The organism is Rhodococcus sp. 5A-K4, from assembly GCF_046097995.1.
Taxonomy (GTDB): Bacteria; Actinomycetota; Actinomycetes; order Mycobacteriales; family Mycobacteriaceae; genus Rhodococcus_F; species Rhodococcus_F erythropolis.
In genome coordinates, this window is the sequence record NZ_JBJURM010000022.1 from 1 (window position 1) to 17,748 (window position 17,748).

The following is a 17,748-nucleotide window of genomic DNA, read 5'->3' on the forward strand; positions in this document are numbered from 1 at the left end:
GGCTCTCCGATCTTACGAATGACCGGATCAAACCCGCACCTAAGAAAGTAGGACAGAACATGCCTTCCATCACTCCCTGTTTGTGGTTCGACAACCAAGCAGAAGAAGCAGCGAACTTCTACATCTCGGTGTTCGGTTCCGGGCAGATCCTGGGAATCGAAAGATACGTCGAGGGATCGCCTTCCGGAATGCCGGCGGGATCGGTGATGACCGTCAGCTTCGAGCTCGGCGGTCAGCGATTCACCGGATTGAACGGCGGACCGATGTTCACGTTCTCGGAAGCAGTGTCATTCGAGATTCCGTGCGTCGATCAGGCTGAGGTCGATCACTACTGGTCCAGGCTGACCGAAGGTGGGGAAGAGGGCCCGTGCGGATGGGCCAAGGACAAGTTCGGATTGTCCTGGCAGGTAGTCCCGAATCGTCTTCTCGAACTGATGAAGGATCCGGATCGGGCCAAGGCACAACGCGCCACGGACGCGATGATGAAGATGAAGAAGATCGACATCGCGGAGCTCGAACGGGCCGCAGACGCATCCTGAATACGATCTGGCCGATGGGCGACAGTCTTCGTTAGCTGATGCTAGCCTTCCCTAATTCTCGCTGGAGCGTTGGAGGAGTGCTGGTAACCATGCGAATCAAAGTCTCTCGAATGAAGATTGCAGTCACCGCCTTGGCGGCCTCGCTCGCCGTCGCCGGGCTTGCCGGCTGCAGCAGCGACAGCGCTGACGCACCCGCGGAGGCGGGAGCAACCGTCTCGACCATGTTCGGCGACGTCGAGGTCCCGGCCAACCCGCAGCGCGTCGTCGCGCTCGGTTGGTCGGACGCCGAGACGGCACTTGCCCTCGGAACACAGCCGGTCGGTGTCGCGGACTGGATGGCGTTCGGTGGCAAGGGTGTCGGACCCTGGATTGCGGACGAGTTCACCACGGACCCGAAGATCCTCGGAACCATGGACCTGAGCATCGAGGACGTCATTGCTCTCGACCCGGACCTGATTTTGTGGACGAGAAGCGACAACACGCAGGCCACCTACGACAAGCTCAGCGCCATCGCGCCGACGGTCGGGCCGCCGCCGGGTCTGGCCACTGCGTACGGGACGACGGTCGAGCAGCAGACCGAACTCGTCGCGAAGGCTCTCGGCAAGGAAGCAGAAGGAAAGGCGCTACTGTCCGGCCTCGACGCCAAGTTCGACGCTGCAATTGCCGCCAATCCGAGCTTTGCGGGTAAGACAGCGGCCGTCGGCGCCTACAGTTCCGATGGTTACGGCGCGTACGTACCCGGCGACGCACGCGCAGACTTCATGACGCGCCTCGGCTTCACGATCCCGACGGCGATCACCGAAAAAGCCACCGGAAACTTCTACATCCCGGTCGCCAACGAGAACCTGAACTTGTTCGACGCGGATCTCACGGTTCTGTTTCCGATCTTCCTCGACAGCAGTGCGTTTGCGAACGATCCGCTGCTGCGCGCAATCCCGTCGGCCCAGGAGGGACATCTGTTGATCCTCGATGACCCGGCACTCGTCAATGCGTTCTCGAGTGGCTCGGTACCGGGGTTGACCTACGCAATCGACAACGCCGTTCCGAAGTTTGCGAGCACGCTCGGCGCCTGATCAGAGGTGTTTCGGGACCTGCCCGTCACTGTGAGCGTGTTCGCAAACAGTGGCGGGCAGTTCTCGTGCGTCAGTACACTGGAAAAAGTGAACTTTCAGCTAACGAGCGGCGGCCCAGTGGAGATCGCTCCAGTGGAGATCGAAGCGACCGCTCCTCGTTTTCCGCGGATGCATGCATACGTGGATATCGCTGTTGTGATCGTGGTGCTGGTGGGAACCAATCTGATCGCGCATTTCACCACCGCCTGGGCAAGCATCGCGACGGTACCCATCTCTGCTCTCGTCCTGTTGGCGCTCACCAAGCGCCGGGGAATGGGTTGGGCGGAATTGGGGCTGTCCCCTCGTGACCTGCGGCGAGGTTCGAAGTACGCGCTTGCTGCCGTCGGCCTGGTCCTGACCGTTGTCGCCGTCGGCGCTCTGCTTCCGCTCACACGTCCTTTCTTCATGGCGGATCGCTACGCCACTATTTCCGGCGCGATCATCGCGTCGATGATCGTGATCCCGCTGCAGACCGTCATTCCCGAAGAGTTGGCTTTCCGTGGCGTCCTGCACGGCACGTTGAACCGGGTCAGTGGATTCCGCGGCGTCGCCGCTGCCGGTTCTCTGATGTTCGGACTGTGGCATATCGCGTCGTCGATGGGTTTGACCAGTGGTAACGAAGGGCTGTCCGGCTTTCTCGGTACCGGAGTCGTCGGCCAGGTCGCCGGCATCCTCGGAGCTGTTCTCGCCACCGCTGCGGCCGGTCTCGTATTCACCTGGCTTCGTCATCGCAGCGGCAGCCTGATTGCGCCGATTGCTCTGCATTGGTCGTTGAATGGTGCAGGTGCACTGGCTGCGGCTCTTGTTTGGCATGCAACTCTTGCTTGATCCCAATATCTGACAAAAAGGACAGCATTCGCCGCGCGGCGCCGGGTAGTTTTGTGCTTTGCTCAGTAAGTGACGCACCTTCATCGAGGCCATGTCTTCCACATTTCCGGTCGTCCGACGGTTGAGGATGCGGCGCAGTCGCTCGTCTCGATCCCCGACGGCGTCTTGGCGATCGACGATGCCGGAACGATCGTCTACTGCGGAGAATTCGAATCGCTCCCCGGAGACCTCGCGGGCGGCGAAATTCACGATCATCGACCGGGTTTCCTGCTGCCCGGATTCGTCGATGCCCACATTCATTTCCCGCAGACCTACGCCGGCGATGCGTACGGCGGCGGCCAACTCCTCGAGTGGCTCGACCTGTGCGTCTTTCCCTCCGAATCGAGATTCGCTGATCCGGAGTTCGCCCAGCACGCTGCCGAGGCCTTCTGCGCTCGCCGAATCGCCACGGGAACGACGGCCGCGATGGTGTTCGGATCGGCCTTCCCGCACGCACAGGACGCATTGTTCAGTGAAACTCTGAATCGCGGCCTTCGAGTGGTCAGCGGCCGCGGGATTCAGACCACCGGCCCGGCGTCCGCTGCCGCGCTGATCACCTCGGAAGAGGACGCGATCAGACTCACCCGCGAGGAGATCGACAAGTGGCACGCGGCCGACACCGGCGACGTGAACACCGCACTCATTCACGTTGCAGTGGTTCCTCGCTTCTCCCTCGCGGTGACAACACGGACGCTGAAAGACTTGGGGGAGTTGTACGACTCGGTCCGTGACCGAGGCGTCTACTTCCACAGTCACCTCAATGAGAACAATCGGCCGGGAACCGGCGAGGTGGCAACCACACTCGCCGAGTACGAGGTCGAGACCTATCTCGACACGTACGACGGCAAGTTCCTCCCCGGCTCACAGGTCGGCGGAAAGAGCTTTCTGGGTCCGCGCGCGATACTCGCGCACTCGGTGCACTGCCAGGACTCCGAACTCGCACGCATGGCCGAGACCGGAACCTCGATCGCACATTGCCCGACGTCCCAGCAGTTTCTCGGCTCAGGCACCATGCCGTGGAAACGAACCGTTGCGTCAGGGGTCAACATCGCGATCGGATCGGACTTCGGCGGCGGCGACGAGTGCCTGCTCACCCGAGTCCTCGGCGACGCCTTCAAGGTTCATATCTCCGAAGCCGGCGACGACGGAGTGTCGATGCACCCCGCCGAACTGCTGTTCACCGGAACACTCGCCGGTGCTCGCGCGCTGGACATGGAGAACCGGATCGGCAACTTCGATGAGGGCAAAGAGGCCGACTTCCTGGTGATCGATCCCTCCGGGTGGCCGCCGCTCGCCGGGCTCGTCAACCACGGAACACGTTCGGATGATCCGATACTCGCCCGCGACCAGACGCTCTTCGGCCTCCTGATGGCGATGCGCGAGCCCGCGATTGCGCACGTATACGTGCAAGGGCGCCGGGTGTCGGGCTGACGTGTCCGCAACCGCCATCACCGGGTATCACCGAACGAGTTCGGGATTCCGGGCGTGGGTCGAGCGTGCGGCCGAGACCGCCGGTCGATTCGACGGCTACCTGAGCTGTGGCATCAGTGATCAACCGGAACCGGTGTCGCACGGCATGTCTGTCACATTCGACAGTGCCGACGATCTTCACCGTTGGCTGGAGTCGAGTGATCGCCGCGATCTCGAAAGAGCTGCTGCGGCAACGGGAATTCTGGCACAGACGAGTGATCTGGTCCTCGTCGACGGAGTTCTGCCGCCGCCCGGTATCGGCGTGTACGACCACGTCGTCGTCATGGGTAAGGAGAACGAGTTTCTGCGAACGCAACGCCATCTCATCGATCTCAGTTCGCGATTTTCCGGCTACGAGTCGGTGATGTTGTTGCGGTCGGTCACCGACTCCACCCAGTGGAAGTCCGTCCTTCGGTTTCGGACCGAGCAGCAATTGGCGGAGTGGATGGCGTCGCCCGAAAGGGCCGCGGCACTGCCGAAACTGCGAGCCGAGTTGGCCGAGGACTTCACCGAGACCACGCGGTCGACACCGTTCGGTACGATTCTGCGCACGGAGAACGGGCAGACCCGTGCGACGCCGAATTGGAAAACGGCGATGATCATCCTGCTCGTTCTCTATCCGACAGTGATGACGCTGTCACGATTTCTCGGTCCGCTGCTCGACGGGATCGGAGCGCCGCCGTGGCTGTCGATGTGGTTGAGCCAGATAGTCAGCGTCGGCGCCATGACGTGGTTCCTGATGCCGACGGTCACCAGGTGGTTCCGCCACTGGCTCGACCCGGTCGACGGCGCCGTTCCCCGCACCAACTGGCGCGGTGTCGCAGCGGTAATTGCGGTGTACGTCGTGACTCTGACGCTCTTCGCCTCCGTGAAGTGGCTGCAGTTCTGGGACTACTTCGACTGAATCCGGCCTCGGCGGAAGTAGGTGAGCGGCCCGAAGAAGTTGACGAAGATGATCGCCGCCCACTTCTTCTTGCTGCCGTTGACCGTATCGGCAGGGCGTCGCGCCAGGTCTGTCCACGCGGCGATCGCCAACAGGGACTGAATCGTTGCGAGCAGGGCGGCGACGCGGCGCTGCGCGGGTGACAGCTCACTCCAGGATTTCTTTTTTGTGAGGTTCATGAACTCCACTGTGCCCTCGAACGTCCGATTGGTGTCGAGATAGGGCTGCTATCGGTGCCTGGAGTTCCGCAAATCGGTGTGAATAGCGTCACCATGATGACCGCTAGGTACGGTCCCGCGGTCAGTCGGGATGGTCGTTTTCGGCGTAAAGATCTCGCTAACTCGAACTGTGGCTGAATGTTTGCGCCCGGACTAAGCTCGCGTGGCCACATTGCCGCGAGGGATTTGGCCAATCTGCTGGTACGCGCTCTAGCGGGAGCAACGCCCCCTCTGTTAAGTAAGGCTTGCCAATCTTGTGGTCCGCCTACAGGTTTGATGCTGAGAGATAGCTGTTATCGGGAACGATGTTCGGAATACGTCAATAAATCGTCCGTAGGTGACAGTTTGATCACTGCCGGTGGGCGTCACCTGTGTGTATGTCCGTGTCCCGAAGGGGTCGAAATGTAACGTCCCGGACACATTTGGTGTCGCGGAAGTAACGGAAGACCTCTACTCTTATCGCCAGCAGCCACTCACGTGGCGGCAATCCTCTGGACCGTATCTTCGACAGGAGCACATCGCATGAGCAGCGCAGAATTCTCGGATGCCTTCACCTTCCTCAACGACTTCTTCAGCAACGCGTCTGATCTCTTCAGCGCTCTGAGCTTCTTCACCTCGCTCAGCTGATAGCTTCCGGCCGCTAGGCCGACTCAGTGGCCCCCGAAGACGATGTCTTCGGGGGCCACTGTTGTCTGTCTGACTATCTGTCTAGCGTCCAATTTGGTGACAATGTGAGCATTGTTGGCCAAGTGCATGGCGGGGTTGATGTGACTGTGGTGGAATGCGAGCGAAAGAAGATAGCTTGCCTGCCCGCCACTTCCAGCGGGACACGCCGATGATCGGAGCTTTGTGCACGTCTCGCGAAGAAACCTCTTCAAGTACGCAGCGGCTGGATCGGCAGCTGCCGGACTCGCTGCATTGAGCGGTACGACGTCGGTGGCCAATGCCGGTTCGCTGGGGACCCTGCTCGATTACGCCGCCGGTGTGCCGTCCGCTCAGGCAATCAAGGCCGCCGGGTATGCAGGCGCCATTCGATATGTCTCGGATAGGCGCCCGGGAGCCGATTGGATGGTCGGCAAGCCCGTACTGGCGCGGGAAACCGACGCGTTGACGGCGGCCGGACTCCAAGTCGTTTCCTGCTATCAATTCGGCAAGGGCGGAACGGCGGACTGGCGCGGGGCTCGCGAGGCAGGCAAGCGTCATGCTTCCCGTGGCCTCGAACTACACGCTGCGGCTGGTGGGCCGTCCGGTCGGCCGATTTACGCGTCGATCGACGACAACCCGACCAGTACCGAAATCACTACACTGATCTCGCCGTACCTCGAGGGGTGGGCCTCGGTCGTCGGCAACGGAGCACTCGGTATCTACGGAAACACGCGCGTGATCGACGCAATGATCAGCGCCGGCGTCGGAACCTGGTTCTGGCAGCACAATTGGGGTTCACCCGCAGGATATGTGCACCCGAGGGCAAACCTGCACCAGTTCGAGATCGACAAGCGCAAGGTCGACGGCGTCGGCGTGGATCTGAACTCGATCCTCACTCGCGACTACGGGCAGTGGTCGTTGGCCGGCTCGGTCGGGCCGGCCCAACCGGTTGGTTCCTCGTTACCGACAGGATCTATCGCACCATAGCGCCGAATTTGGCGAGCCAGGCCTTGGCGTCATCGGGGAGGGTGCCCGCCGCTTCGGCGGCGAGGCACCATGCTTTTGCCATCGACAGGAAGTTCATCGGGTTGTAGGCGTCTTCTTCGCGAGACCACAATCCGTTGCCGGCGTAATGCAGGATCGTGATGTTGGCGGCTCCGTGCTTGGATCCGTCGCCCGGATCCTCCATCGGGTTGTCGATCTCGCACACGATCCATCCGCGCTGCTCGTCGACGACGAACCAGTTGGCCGGGAATTCGGTCATGCGGTGCCCCGGGAACTCTGTCATCGTGCGAGTGACCCACTTGCGTACAGCTTCTCGGCCATTGAGGGTTCCGAAAGCGTGTTCCACGTAGACGACGTCCTCGGTGAACATGTCCGCGAAGGCGTTCCAATCGCCGGAACGAGTGCACTCGACAACGGTGTTCTGGTACCCCGCGAAGGCGTCTTCGAGTTCGGTACGCGTCCAGGTCATGAAGGGCTCCTCGGTTTGTCGTCGCTTCAGATTAGAACACGTTGCAGAATTGATTGTCGGTGATTCGATGCAGAAGAGTTCTGCGGTACCGTCGTTGACGGGTCGGGGACCCATTATGTGAGAGGGCACCACGTGGAGATCATCATCAATTTCATCTACACACTTTTGTCGAAGTTGCAGACTGGCAGCATCGAAGGCTCTTCGGAGAAGTGAGTCCTCTGCCGGGTTGATTCCCTTACGTGACTTTCTGTTTGGGAATCAACCCGGCGAACACCATCGTCACAGCGGCGGCGGCGATGGAAATCAGGAACGTGGCACGAAACGCCTCGAACGAGGGGATCACTGCGGTGCCGACGGTGATGGTCATTCCGGCCAGAACGACGCTCACGATCGCGGCAGACGTCGACGTGCCGATCGATCGCATCAAAGAGTTCAGTCCGTTCGCGGCTGCAGATTCCGTGATGGGGACTGCTCCCATGATCAGGGCGGGCATGGCCGAGTAAGAGAGCCCGACGCCCGCGCCGATGAACATTCCGGCCACGGCGACCTGCCAGACGCTCGACACCGTGAAATATGCAAAGGCATAACCCAATCCGATGACGAGGGCGCCGAGCATCAGCGTGATTCGTGGGCCACGCCACGCCGAAATGCGAGCGGAGACGGGTGAGAGCGCCATCATGACGAGTCCACCGGGGGCCAGTGCGAGTCCCGCTGCGACCATGGACAGTCCGAGTCCGTAGCCGGTGGACGTCGGTGCCATGAGGAGTTGGGGGAGCGTCAAGGAATTGCCGTACATGGCAAAACCGACGGCGATCGAGGCGAAGTTGGTGAAGAGAACCTGAGGCCGGGCCGATACGCGGAGGTCTACCAGCGGTGCGCTGCGTCGAAGTTCCCACCATCCCCAGACGAGGAAACTGAGAGCGGAAACTGCCAGGAGGCCCAGGGTTTTCGGGTCGCCCCATCCCCAGGTTCCGCCTTTGGTGATGGGGAGTAACAGAGTTATCAGACCAACGGTGAGGCCGAACGCTCCGACGAAGTCGAAGCGTCCCGGGCGTCGTACCGTCGATTCGGGAATCACGAACGCAACCAGTGCGATGCAGATCAGCCCGAACGCTGCCGAAGTGACGAAGAGGAAGTGCCAGTTGGCATTCTGAGCGATCACCGCAGCGATCGGCAGTCCGATCGCACCGCCGACGCCGAGGGTGGCGCTCATGACCGCCATGGCTCCGGCCACTTTCTTCGGTGGAAGAACATCACGAATGATGGCTATGCCCAATGGAATTGCCCCGACCGATGCTCCTTGAAGAGCGCGGCCGACAACGAGCACGATCAGTGAAGGTGCGATCGCACAGATGGCCGAGCCCAAAACGACCATCCCGAGACTGACGAGCAGCATTCGTTTCTTGCCGAACATGTCGCCGAGGCGCCCGCTGATCGGCGTGATCACCGCGGCGGCGAGGAGCGTTGCGGTGACCGCCCACGAGGTGTCGGCGGGAGTGGAGTTCAGCAGGTGAGGCAACTGCGGAATGATGGGGACTACCAGCGTCTGCATCAAGGCGACGACGATTCCGCACAGCCCGAGGACAGTGAGTACGGGACCAGAAGGGGCGTAGTTCGTGGCCGTGGTTTTCTTGTCCGGGGATTTCTCGTCGACGCTCGACGAATCTGCGTGAACGGACATTCGGCTCCCGCCATGGCGTGTTCGGTTTCGGTGCGTTCGCCCCAGTGTGCACGCTACACATCGTGTGTAGTCTGCACAATATGAGGATGGACCGGGACCCTGATCTGGTGAATATCGAGTACGAGTTGACTCTGCTCTCGCGTTACCACGCGCTCGCACAACGGGCCGAACTTCATCTGGACCGGTCGGCGTATCTACTGCTCGGTCGACTGGAATTGCAACATCCCATGAGCCTCAAGGAACTCTCCTGCGCTTTCTCGCTCGACATCTCCACCATCAACCGGCAGATCGGCGCGCTGAGGCGTCAGGGCTTGGTGGAGCGAGTGGAGGATCCGGACGGAGGGCTCGCGCGAAAGGTCCGGCCGACGGCGCAGGGGCTGTCGAAACTTCGTGCTGATCGCGAACATTCGACAGCCGGTGTCGAAAAGGTCCTCCGCGAGTGGACGCCGGAGCAGCGTCTCGCGCTCGGTGACCTACTGCGGCAATTCAATACCTCGGTCGAAGCGCTGGAAGGCCGCGAATGGCCGCGACCGAATCAGGTCTGAGAGTGCGAGACGGATCGTAGTGAGCGGTCCGGATCGCTCGAATCCGATTCCGGCGCAATGACAACAAGTTTCGGGTGTTCTTCGGGGGCTGCATGATTTCCACGCCAGGAGAGCAGTGACCAACGTGAGAGACCGGACAGCGCGGACCCGAGACTGGCGAACGAGCCCGAACTCAGGACCGACGCCGTAGACCCGATGCTTCCGATCGAAAGAAAAGAGCCGACGCTACCGATCGACAGGATCGAGTACGCCGATCCGATCGAGAGAATGGACCCCTCGGATCGGATGGACAGTATCGATCGCGTCGACTTGTGTGACCGTATCGACTGGTCTGGGCCGGATTTCTTCTCTGGACGACCGTGCGTGATGTCCACTCGTAGATGTCCCATCTATCGGGTCTATCACGGTGATCGGAGATGCAAAAGGGACCCACCGAAATTCGGTGGGTCCCTTTCACAAGACTTCGATCAAGCTACCGCGAACATGCCCACGGTCGGAAGGAAGCTGCAGGTGATGCGATCTGCGCCTTCCGGCTGGGTGGTCAGCGAACCGCTGATCACCGAGAGAACGCGTCCGGGGCCGGTATCGGCGATAGCCGACAGAGTGGCTGGGCCGTCCGGGTTGATGCGTGCGGCGTTGGTCAAGTTCTGGGTGGCGCTGCGCTGGTTGTCGATGTTGACCCAGGTGACGGTCATCGGCACCGGCTGGTCGTCGACGGCGGGAGCCGTACCGAGAGCGGTGAAGACGAATCCGGCCTGACCGGCAGCGGGACCGGGAGGAGGCAGGTGAGCCGGGCCGGGAACGGCAAGTGCGGTTCCGACCGAATCGGCGGTGGCCGAGATGCAGCCCTTGCCAAGCGTCGGGTAGAGGAACTGCGCGATGACGGGGGCGTTCTCGTCCGGGATCGCCGGTCCGCCGCCGCCGCTGCCGTCGAGGAAGGTGATGACCTTCTCGAGGGTGGCCTTGATCTCGGGCGGAATGCCTGGGGAGTTCAGGATCGCGCGAGCCTGGTCGAGCAACGCTTGCTGCGGTCCGCCTGCAACATCGGCCGGACCTGCGGCGGCGCCGATGATGGCGGGCGCAAACGATGCGAGGAACTCGATCGGCACACTTTCGGGTGCGGGCGGTGCTGCCGGATCGGCCATTGCCTGTGCCGGCAATGCCAGTCCTGCTACTGCGGCAATAGCGACGGCGGTGAACGCCTTTCGCATACCTCGGGTTCGAAGCACTGTTTCCCCATCCTTAGTCATACCGCGCGGGCGCCTAGGCGAGCTCCGCGTTTGACGGCTCGAGGGGTCACTCTATGTACAGAGCCCCCGGGTTGTACAGCTGTTCAGTTGCTGAGCAGCTACGCACCGGGGGGAGTCTATGGCATGACCGGCCTCGATCGTGATTTACGGCGACCATACCTGTGACTGAAGTGATCTATGTGAAAGTTGATGCAACTGTTACGTCAGATTGCGAGGTTTGTTCACTCGAAGATCAGTCGAAACGGACCGAATCGTCGACGAGTACGTCAATTCGACGGGCAAGGTCGAAGTCCAGTTCCGTGAGACCGCCCGCCGAGTGTGTCGAAAGCGTGTACGTGACCTTTCGCCAGCGAACGTCGATGTCGGGATGATGATCCGCGGCCTCGGCGACTGCCGCGATGCGTTGAAGAAGCGCGATGGCGTCCGGGAATGTCGCGGAGTCGACCGTGCGAGTGATCGACCCGGGCGACAGTTGCCAGGCGGGCAGTTCGTCGAGAGCGTTTTGGATCGCGGAGTCGGACAACAAAGTGGCCATACTCCATCATGGTGCGATGAGTGATGCACCTGCAAGGGATCGGGAAGTTGTCGCCGGTGCGATCTTCCGCGAGGGAAGGCTGCTCCTCGCGCAGCGGACGAGTCCGCCGGCTTTGGCCGGTCGTTGGGAGCTGCCGGGCGGGAAGGTCGAAGAATTCGAATCGCCACAGAACGCGTTGGCGCGGGAGCTGCTCGAGGAACTGGCGGTCGAGGTGAGATGCGGCGCCAGAATCGGCGTCGACGTGCCACTGTCGCCTGGGTTGGTCCTGCGGGCCTACCGGGCGGAGTTGGTGTCGGGAGAACCGGTCGCGCTCGACCATGCTCAATTGACATGGGTCGACGCCGAAGAACTGTTGTCGATGGATCTGGTGGACAACGATCGAGCCTGGATCCCCGAGTTACTCGCGGAATTGAGCGCGCTTACGCCGCACGAGCCTTCTTGAGACCCGCTTTCAGTTCCTTCTTGGATGCGCCCTCGTTCTCGAGCTTCTTCATCCGCATGATGACGACGGGACACTTGATGCACCGCGTCTTCTTGCGGCAGCACTTCTTCTTCGGCTTGAGCTGCGAGACCTTGCTTGCCTTGACTTTTCCCATGTGACGCTGCGGCTTTCCTGTTTCACTACGGCGGAGAGCCCGCTCTTGGAACGAGGTTAGCGTACCCTTAAATGACCTGTTTCTCCAGGTCGTAATCCTACGCGCATCGGCGTGGTGCAGATCACTATTCGCTGGTGGGGGCGGTGATAGAGGCCGCACAATGCAGGAGTATCAGCCCGGAGCGAGTAGTATTTACTAGGCCGCGGTGCCTTCTCAGGCGATTCGTGCCCTGATTCGGATCACACACTCGTGCAGCGGCCACCAGAAGAGCCGTGCGACTTGACTTTCGCGTGGCCGAATCAACTCAGCCAGGAGAGCCATCGCGTGACCATCACCAGCTTCCGTAACGTTGCCATCGTCGCACACGTCGACCACGGCAAGACCACCCTCGTCGACGCCATGCTTCGTCAGTCCGGCGCGTTCGAGGAGCGCGCCGAGCTGGTCGATCGCGTTATGGACTCCGGCGACCTCGAACGCGAGAAGGGCATCACCATTCTCGCGAAGAACACCGCAGTACATAAGGTCAACGAAGACGGTTCCATCACCGTCATCAACGTCATCGACACCCCCGGCCACGCCGACTTCGGTGGCGAGGTCGAGCGCGGCCTGTCCATGGTCGACGGCGTCGTCCTGCTCGTCGATGCTTCCGAGGGACCCCTGCCGCAGACGCGTTTCGTGCTGCGCAAGGCACTCGCCGCTTCGCTGCCCGTCATCCTGGTCGTCAACAAGACGGACCGCCCCGACGCCCGCATCGAAGAGGTTGTCACCGAGGCTCAGGACCTGCTCCTCGACCTCGCATCGGACCTGTCCGACGAGGCCGCCGAAGCCGCTGAGCTCGCACTCGAACTTCCCGTCCTCTACGCGTCCGGTCGCGAAGGCAAGGCATCGACCGTGCAGCCCGAGAACGGCAAGGCTCCCGACGCCGAGGACCTCACCGCACTCTTCCAGGTGCTGATGGAGTACGTCCCCGCGCCGAAGGGCTCGGTCGACGCACCGCTGCAGGCTCACGTCACCAACCTCGACGCATCCGCATTCCTCGGTCGCCTCGCACTCGTTCGCATCCACAACGGCGAGCTGCGCAAGGGCCAGACCGTGTCCTGGTGCCGCGAGGTCGACGGCGAGCCCGTCGTCACGAAGACCAAGATCACCGAACTCCTCACGACCATCGGTGTCGAGCGCGTTCCCGGTGAGGTCGCCGTCGCCGGTGACATCTGCGCCGTCGCAGGATTCCCGGACATCATGATCGGCGACACCCTCGCCGATCTGGAGAACCCGGTCGCACTGCCCCGCATCACCGTCGACCAGCCGGCAATCTCGGTCACGATCGGCACCAACACGTCACCGCTCGTCGGTCGCGTCAAGGGTCACAAGCTGACTGCACGCATGGTCAAGTCCCGCCTGGACCAGGAGCTCGTCGGTAACGTCTCGCTCAAGGTCCTCGACATCGGTCGCCCCGATGCGTGGGAGGTCCAGGGTCGTGGAGAGCTCGCGCTCGCCATCCTCGTCGAGCAGATGCGTCGTGAGGGCTTCGAACTCACCGTCGGTAAGCCGCAGGTTGTCACGCAGCTCGTCGACGGCAAGGTTCACGAGCCTTTCGAAGAGCTGACCATCGACAGCCCCGAGGAGTACCTCGGCGCCATCACGCAGCTCCTGGCCAACCGCAAGGGCAAGATGGTCCAGATGTCGAACCACGGCGCAGGCTGGGTTCGCATGGAGTTCATCGTTCCTTCGCGTGGCCTCATCGGCTTCCGCACGGACTTCCTCACGGAAACCCGCGGAACCGGTATCGCCAACGCCGTGTTCGACGGATACGGTCCGTGGGCCGGCGAGATCCGTGCGCGCCACACCGGCTCGCTCGTCTCGGACCGCTCCGGCACGGTGACGCCGTTCGCCATGATCCAGTTGGCCGACCGTGGAACCTTCTTCGTCGAGCCCGGCGCAGACACCTACGAGGGACACGTCGTCGGTATCAACCCGCGTCAGGAAGACCTCGACATCAACGTCACTCGCGAGAAGAAGCTGACCAACATGCGTCAGTCGTCCGCAGACGTGATGGAGACCCTCGCAAAGCCGATCAAGCTCGAACTCGAAGCAGCGATGGAGTTCTGCTCCAGCGACGAGTGCGTCGAGGTCACCCCGGAGGACGTCCGCGTCCGCAAGGTGCACCTCAACGCAACCGAGCGCGCTCGCGAGCGTTCACGTAGCAAGGCACGCGACAAGGCTGCTCTGTAGTCTTTCGTCGGTTGCAACCTGACAGGCGGATGTGCCTTTCAGCCGAGTTTTCGGCGGAAAGGTACATTCGCCTTCATGGTTTCCAGGCGAAAGATCTGCCAGGGAATCGAGTGCAAAGGGGCGACGCGGCCCCGTACGGAAGGAATTGTCTGTGGCCTCAGGACGTCGCTACCTGGCGTTGGCAGTGGCAGTGACGGCGTTGTCACTGACTGCATGTACAGCCGATCCGCCGCCTCCGGTCGAGAGCACCGAAACCGTCAAGCCCACACCGACTCCGGTCGTTCCGGCGATGAAGCAGGTCACTGTGGCAATCGACGAGGTGGGAGGCGGATTCAACCCGCACCTGCTCGCGGATCAGTCGCCGGTCAACTCCGCAGTCGGCAACCTCGTACTGCCCAGTGCGTTTCGCCCGATCAATTCGCCCACACAACCTGGCGCGACGGAGTGGGCGATCGACGATTCTTTCCTCGTTTCCGCTGAAGTGACGTCGGAGGCCCCGTTCACGATTCGCTACCAACTGCGCAACGAAGCCCAATGGTCGGACGGCGCTCCCATTGCGGCAGAAGACTTTCGCTACCTGTGGCAGCAGATGATCTCGGTTCCCGGTGTGGTCAATCCCGCGGGCTATCAGATGATCGACGACGTGAACTCGTCCGGCGGCGGCAAAACGGTCAACGTCGTGATGCGTGCGCCGTATCCGGCATGGCGAGAGTTGTTCACCGATATTCTTCCGTCCCACCTGATCAAGGACACTCCCGGCGGTTTCAGCACCGGCCTGAGTGAGGGGATTCCGGTGTCGGGAGCCCACTTTCACGTGCGCTCGGTCGACCGCGGCCGGGACGAAATCGTGCTCGAACGCAACGACCGATTCTGGGGCAAGCCTTCAGACCCGGATCAGATAGTTCTGCGACGCGGAGGAACGGCTGCGCAGTTGGCGGATGCGCTGCGTACCGACGATGCCCAAGTGGCGCAGGTTCATTCGGGTAGTGCCACGGATATTCAGCTGTCTGCAATCCCGGGTGTCAGGACGGCATTCTCCTACGTTCCGCGCACTCTCGACATCAACGTGAACGGGCGAAGCAAGAACTTCGCGGATGTTCGGGTGCGTAAAGGTGTTCTGGGACTGCTCGATCCGGACCTGCTCGCCGTGGTGGCGGCAGGGAGTGAATCGGCGTCGGCCCCGGTGAAAGCTCAGATTCTCGCTCCGTCGGATCCGGGATATGCGCCCACCGCGCCGCCGAAACCGACCAGGGAGCAAGCACTGGGCGAGCTGACCGCAGCCGGCTACCTGACGGCACCGCCCACCGGAATCGTCACGGGCACTGGAACGGTCGGATCGATCGTCCGTGACGGCGCCCAGTTGACACTGCTGATCGGCGCTCCCGAAAACGACGACATCGCGATCGCCGTGGCAAACACCGCTGCCGACGAATTGCGTGACGTGGGAATCCTGGCGACCGTCGAATCGGTGGCGCCGGAGGAACTCTACGGCGAGGACCTGACGACAGGACGCGTCGACATGATCGTCGGTTGGAGCCGGGCAGGCGCCGACACGGCCACTTCGCTGGCCTCGCGGTTCAGTTGCCCGAGCGCACCTTCCACTCCGGCAACAAGTTCGGCAGTGCCCGCACCGACGCCGTCGCAGACACCGGAGCCCATCCGAACGACAAGCGTCGAGGCTCCGAGCAACCTGTCCGGGCTGTGTGATCCGGCGTTGCAAGGTCGGATCGACGAAGCGCTCAGTGGCATCGGGGATCTCGGGTCGTTGATCGCCGATGCGGAACCCAAGCTGTGGGATCTTGCGGCGGTTTTGCCGATCGTGCAGAGCCGAGCGCTGGTCGCGGTCGGGACCGGAGTCGAGGGCGTGGTCCTCGACGGGCCGGTGCAGGTGGGGATATTCGGAAACGCTACGGACTGGGTGAGGGTGGAAAAGTGACCGCGTCGGCGAAGCGACTTCTGTTGGTACACGCACATCCGGACGACGAAACGATCACCACCGGTGGCACCATCGCGCGATACGCGTCCGAAGGCGTCGAGGTCACAGTCCTCACCTGCACGTTGGGGGAGGAAGGCGAAGTGATCGGTGATGCGTGGGCCGGGCTCGTGGCTTCCGAGGCCGATCAACTCGGTGGCTACCGGATCGCGGAACTGAGCGCTGCTTTGTCGGCTTTGGGCAGTGCCGCTCCTCGCTTCCTCGCCGGTGCCGGTCGGTATCGCGACTCCGGAATGATCGGCACACCTTCGGCCGCCAATCCCCGTGCTTTTGTCAATGCTCGACTCGACGAAGCAGTCGGCGCGGTGGTCGCCGTCATTCGTGAGATTCGGCCGCACGTCGTGATCACGTACGACCCCAACGGCGGCTACGGGCACCCGGACCACATCCAGGCGCACGCGATCACGACAGCGGCCGTCGAAGCTGCAGGAACGACCGCGTATCCCGAGACCGGCGAGCCGTGGTCGACTCCGAAGTTCTACTGGACCGTGACCGAGCGCAGCGGACTCGAACGCGGCATCGCGGCGATTTCCGAGTTCCCGGAGAACTGGCGTCTGCCCGAGCCCGGGGAATTGCCGAGCGTCGAGGACACAGACGTGACGACGGCAATCGACGTTCGAGGCGTCATCGATGCGAAGGCGAGGGCATTGAGCGCCCACGCCACTCAGGTGACGGTAGCCCCGAGCCGAGCCGAGTTCGCATTGTCGAACAACGTGGTCCAACCGATCCTGACGGTCGAGCATTTCGTATTGGCCGCCGGCGCGCTCGGTCCGGTGGGTGAGGACGGCCGCGAGCGCGATCTGTTCGGCGGGCTGCACAGCTGACCTGGGCGTCGGCTCACAGGCATTGCGATCGACGCCGTAGTGGTGTGTGATGCGTGTCACCGGATGGGTGGTCCTTTCGGTAACAGCAAAGCCTGGGGGCTGAAGAAATGTACAACTGGGACCTGCAGAACCAGATCGTCGCCTTCGTCGATTCGTTGCGTCCGATGGCTGGTTATTACCACGACTTGTATTACGGGTCGCTATACGCATTCGCAGATCAGCAGAGTCATTTGCTGACTCTGCTCGGGTTCCCGCCGGTTCCCTGATCAGCTTCGTGCTTTTCGGGCGCGAGCCGGGGTGCTTGTCGGGAGGGACCCCGCGCTCGCGCGATGACGACCGATAGACCACTATCAAAACCATGACGACCGTCGAGAACAACACGGACGCCTCGACAGGAACGTCGCTGTCGTGGCTCGACCCTGTCATCCTCGGCGTCCTGATTTTCGACGGATTTCTGTGCGCGGTGTTGTCCGTCCTGTTCTTGCCGACTCATCTCGGTACGACGGCATTTCCCATCAGCATTCTCGTAGCCGCGACCGCGAACCTCGTATTGGTGATCGCCGCCCGCACGGTTACGACGCCGGGTAGGGCCGCATTGCCGCTCGCCGGTTGGATCGTCGGGTTCTTGGTGTGCATGGTGGGCGGCCCCGGCGGCGACGTGCTCGTGCTTTCGTCCCCTCTGACCTTCCTGCTGCTGGTCGGTGCGATCGCTCCGGCCGCCGTTTTCCTCTTCAAGGTGGCGATCAACAGACTCGCCACCCTCAGCTCGCAATAGTTCTCGGCGCGCGCGTAGGAAACTGACCCGTGCATAAGGGACACTCAGC

The 17,748-nt window shown here is 62.1% G+C and carries 20 protein-coding genes; 13 read left to right on the top strand and 7 right to left on the bottom strand.

Features of this window, described 5'->3' with window-relative positions; genetic code table 11:
* Nucleotides 1–59 precede the first annotated feature (59 nt).
* The 5 genes from ACKAMS_RS24460 to ACKAMS_RS24480 all read left to right on the top strand — a co-directional run bounded on the left by ACKAMS_RS24460 (nt 60) and on the right by ACKAMS_RS24480 (nt 4,892).
* The gene (locus tag ACKAMS_RS24460) at nt 60–539 is read left to right on the top strand and encodes a VOC family protein (RefSeq protein ID WP_007726307.1); all 480 of its coding nucleotides are present in this window, start codon (nt 60–62) and stop codon (nt 537–539) included.
* Nucleotides 540–649: 110 nt separating this feature from the next.
* On the top strand, nt 650–1,612 hold the full coding sequence (locus ACKAMS_RS24465; protein WP_223257893.1) for an iron-siderophore ABC transporter substrate-binding protein: 963 nt from the start codon (nt 650–652) through the stop codon (nt 1,610–1,612).
* Between the two features lie 168 nt (nt 1,613–1,780).
* Complete coding sequence (locus ACKAMS_RS24470) at nt 1,781–2,479, top strand: CPBP family intramembrane glutamic endopeptidase (RefSeq protein WP_020908494.1); 699 nt, start codon at nt 1,781–1,783, stop codon at nt 2,477–2,479.
* 69 nt (nt 2,480–2,548) lie between these two features.
* Complete coding sequence (locus tag ACKAMS_RS24475) at nt 2,549–3,949, top strand: amidohydrolase family protein (protein ID WP_020908493.1); 1,401 nt, start codon at nt 2,549–2,551, stop codon at nt 3,947–3,949.
* Between the two features lies 1 nt (nt 3,950).
* Nucleotides 3,951–4,892 carry an antibiotic biosynthesis monooxygenase gene (locus ACKAMS_RS24480; RefSeq protein ID WP_047888871.1) on the top strand — a complete coding sequence of 314 codons (942 nt, stop codon included), beginning with the start codon at nt 3,951–3,953 and terminating at the stop codon, nt 4,890–4,892.
* On the opposite strand, the gene ACKAMS_RS24485 is transcribed toward ACKAMS_RS24480, so the two are convergent.
* Entirely contained in the window at nt 4,880–5,110 is a 231-nt protein-coding gene (locus tag ACKAMS_RS24485; RefSeq protein WP_029255832.1) for a PLD nuclease N-terminal domain-containing protein, read from the bottom strand. The genes ACKAMS_RS24480 and ACKAMS_RS24485 overlap by 13 nt on opposite strands.
* A gap of 888 nt (nt 5,111–5,998) precedes the next feature.
* On the opposite strand from ACKAMS_RS24485, the gene ACKAMS_RS24490 reads away from it, so the two are divergent.
* Nucleotides 5,999–6,781 (top strand): DUF1906 domain-containing protein, encoded by a 783-nt coding sequence (locus tag ACKAMS_RS24490; protein ID WP_069146332.1) that lies wholly within the window; start codon nt 5,999–6,001, stop codon nt 6,779–6,781.
* Here the strand turns inward: ACKAMS_RS24490 and ACKAMS_RS24495 are convergent.
* Both ACKAMS_RS24495 and ACKAMS_RS24500 read right to left on the bottom strand, forming a co-directional pair.
* Nucleotides 6,768–7,268, bottom strand: a complete 501-nt coding sequence (locus ACKAMS_RS24495) for a nuclear transport factor 2 family protein (RefSeq protein ID WP_007726289.1) — start codon at nt 7,266–7,268, stop codon at nt 6,768–6,770. The two genes, ACKAMS_RS24490 and ACKAMS_RS24495, sit on opposite strands and share 14 nt — an antisense overlap.
* A 235-nt stretch (nt 7,269–7,503) precedes the next feature.
* On the bottom strand, nt 7,504–8,949 hold the full coding sequence (locus ACKAMS_RS24500) for an MFS transporter (RefSeq protein WP_019744532.1): 1,446 nt from the start codon (nt 8,947–8,949) through the stop codon (nt 7,504–7,506).
* An 86-nt stretch (nt 8,950–9,035) separates the two neighbouring features.
* On the opposite strand from ACKAMS_RS24500, the gene ACKAMS_RS24505 reads away from it, so the two are divergent.
* The gene (locus ACKAMS_RS24505; RefSeq protein WP_003945257.1) at nt 9,036–9,494 is read left to right on the top strand and encodes a MarR family winged helix-turn-helix transcriptional regulator; all 459 of its coding nucleotides are present in this window, start codon (nt 9,036–9,038) and stop codon (nt 9,492–9,494) included.
* Here the strand turns inward: ACKAMS_RS24505 and ACKAMS_RS24510 are convergent.
* From ACKAMS_RS24510 to ACKAMS_RS24520, 3 genes are all read right to left on the bottom strand, one after another.
* Nucleotides 9,485–9,883: a hypothetical protein gene (locus tag ACKAMS_RS24510; RefSeq protein ID WP_042448789.1), complete on the bottom strand. Its 399-nt coding sequence runs from the start codon at nt 9,881–9,883 to the stop codon at nt 9,485–9,487. The genes ACKAMS_RS24505 and ACKAMS_RS24510 overlap by 10 nt on opposite strands.
* Before the next feature lie 78 nt (nt 9,884–9,961).
* Nucleotides 9,962–10,705: a hypothetical protein gene (locus tag ACKAMS_RS24515; RefSeq protein ID WP_003945233.1), complete on the bottom strand. Its 744-nt coding sequence runs from the start codon at nt 10,703–10,705 to the stop codon at nt 9,962–9,964.
* Between the two features lie 271 nt (nt 10,706–10,976).
* Entirely contained in the window at nt 10,977–11,279 is a 303-nt protein-coding gene (locus tag ACKAMS_RS24520) for a 4a-hydroxytetrahydrobiopterin dehydratase (RefSeq protein WP_003945236.1), read from the bottom strand.
* A gap of 16 nt (nt 11,280–11,295) precedes the next feature.
* Here ACKAMS_RS24520 and ACKAMS_RS24525 point away from each other — a divergent pair, with 16 nt between their 5' ends.
* Complete coding sequence (locus ACKAMS_RS24525; RefSeq protein ID WP_007726279.1) at nt 11,296–11,721, top strand: (deoxy)nucleoside triphosphate pyrophosphohydrolase; 426 nt, start codon at nt 11,296–11,298, stop codon at nt 11,719–11,721.
* On the opposite strand, the gene ACKAMS_RS24530 is transcribed toward ACKAMS_RS24525, so the two are convergent.
* The gene (locus ACKAMS_RS24530) at nt 11,699–11,875 is read right to left on the bottom strand and encodes a hypothetical protein (RefSeq protein WP_003945207.1); all 177 of its coding nucleotides are present in this window, start codon (nt 11,873–11,875) and stop codon (nt 11,699–11,701) included. The genes ACKAMS_RS24525 and ACKAMS_RS24530 overlap by 23 nt on opposite strands.
* 324 nt (nt 11,876–12,199) lie before the next feature.
* On the opposite strand from ACKAMS_RS24530, the gene typA reads away from it, so the two are divergent.
* The 5 genes from typA (at nt 12,200) to ACKAMS_RS24555 (ending at nt 17,699) form a co-directional block, all read left to right on the top strand.
* The gene (gene typA, locus ACKAMS_RS24535) at nt 12,200–14,107 is read left to right on the top strand and encodes a translational GTPase TypA (RefSeq protein WP_007726276.1); all 1,908 of its coding nucleotides are present in this window, start codon (nt 12,200–12,202) and stop codon (nt 14,105–14,107) included.
* Between the two features lie 151 nt (nt 14,108–14,258).
* Nucleotides 14,259–16,043, top strand: coding sequence for an ABC transporter family substrate-binding protein (locus ACKAMS_RS24540; protein ID WP_030536226.1), 1,785 nt, complete (start codon nt 14,259–14,261; stop codon nt 16,041–16,043).
* Nucleotides 16,040–16,924, top strand: a complete 885-nt coding sequence (gene mshB / locus ACKAMS_RS24545; RefSeq protein WP_007726273.1) for an N-acetyl-1-D-myo-inositol-2-amino-2-deoxy-alpha-D-glucopyranoside deacetylase — start codon at nt 16,040–16,042, stop codon at nt 16,922–16,924. The genes ACKAMS_RS24540 and mshB overlap by 4 nt, the downstream gene beginning before the upstream one ends.
* Before the next feature lie 107 nt (nt 16,925–17,031).
* Entirely contained in the window at nt 17,032–17,190 is a 159-nt protein-coding gene (locus ACKAMS_RS24550; protein WP_003945210.1) for a hypothetical protein, read from the top strand.
* A gap of 92 nt (nt 17,191–17,282) precedes the next feature.
* On the top strand, nt 17,283–17,699 hold the full coding sequence (locus ACKAMS_RS24555) for a hypothetical protein (RefSeq protein WP_030536224.1): 417 nt from the start codon (nt 17,283–17,285) through the stop codon (nt 17,697–17,699).
* Nucleotides 17,700–17,748 lie beyond the last annotated feature (49 nt).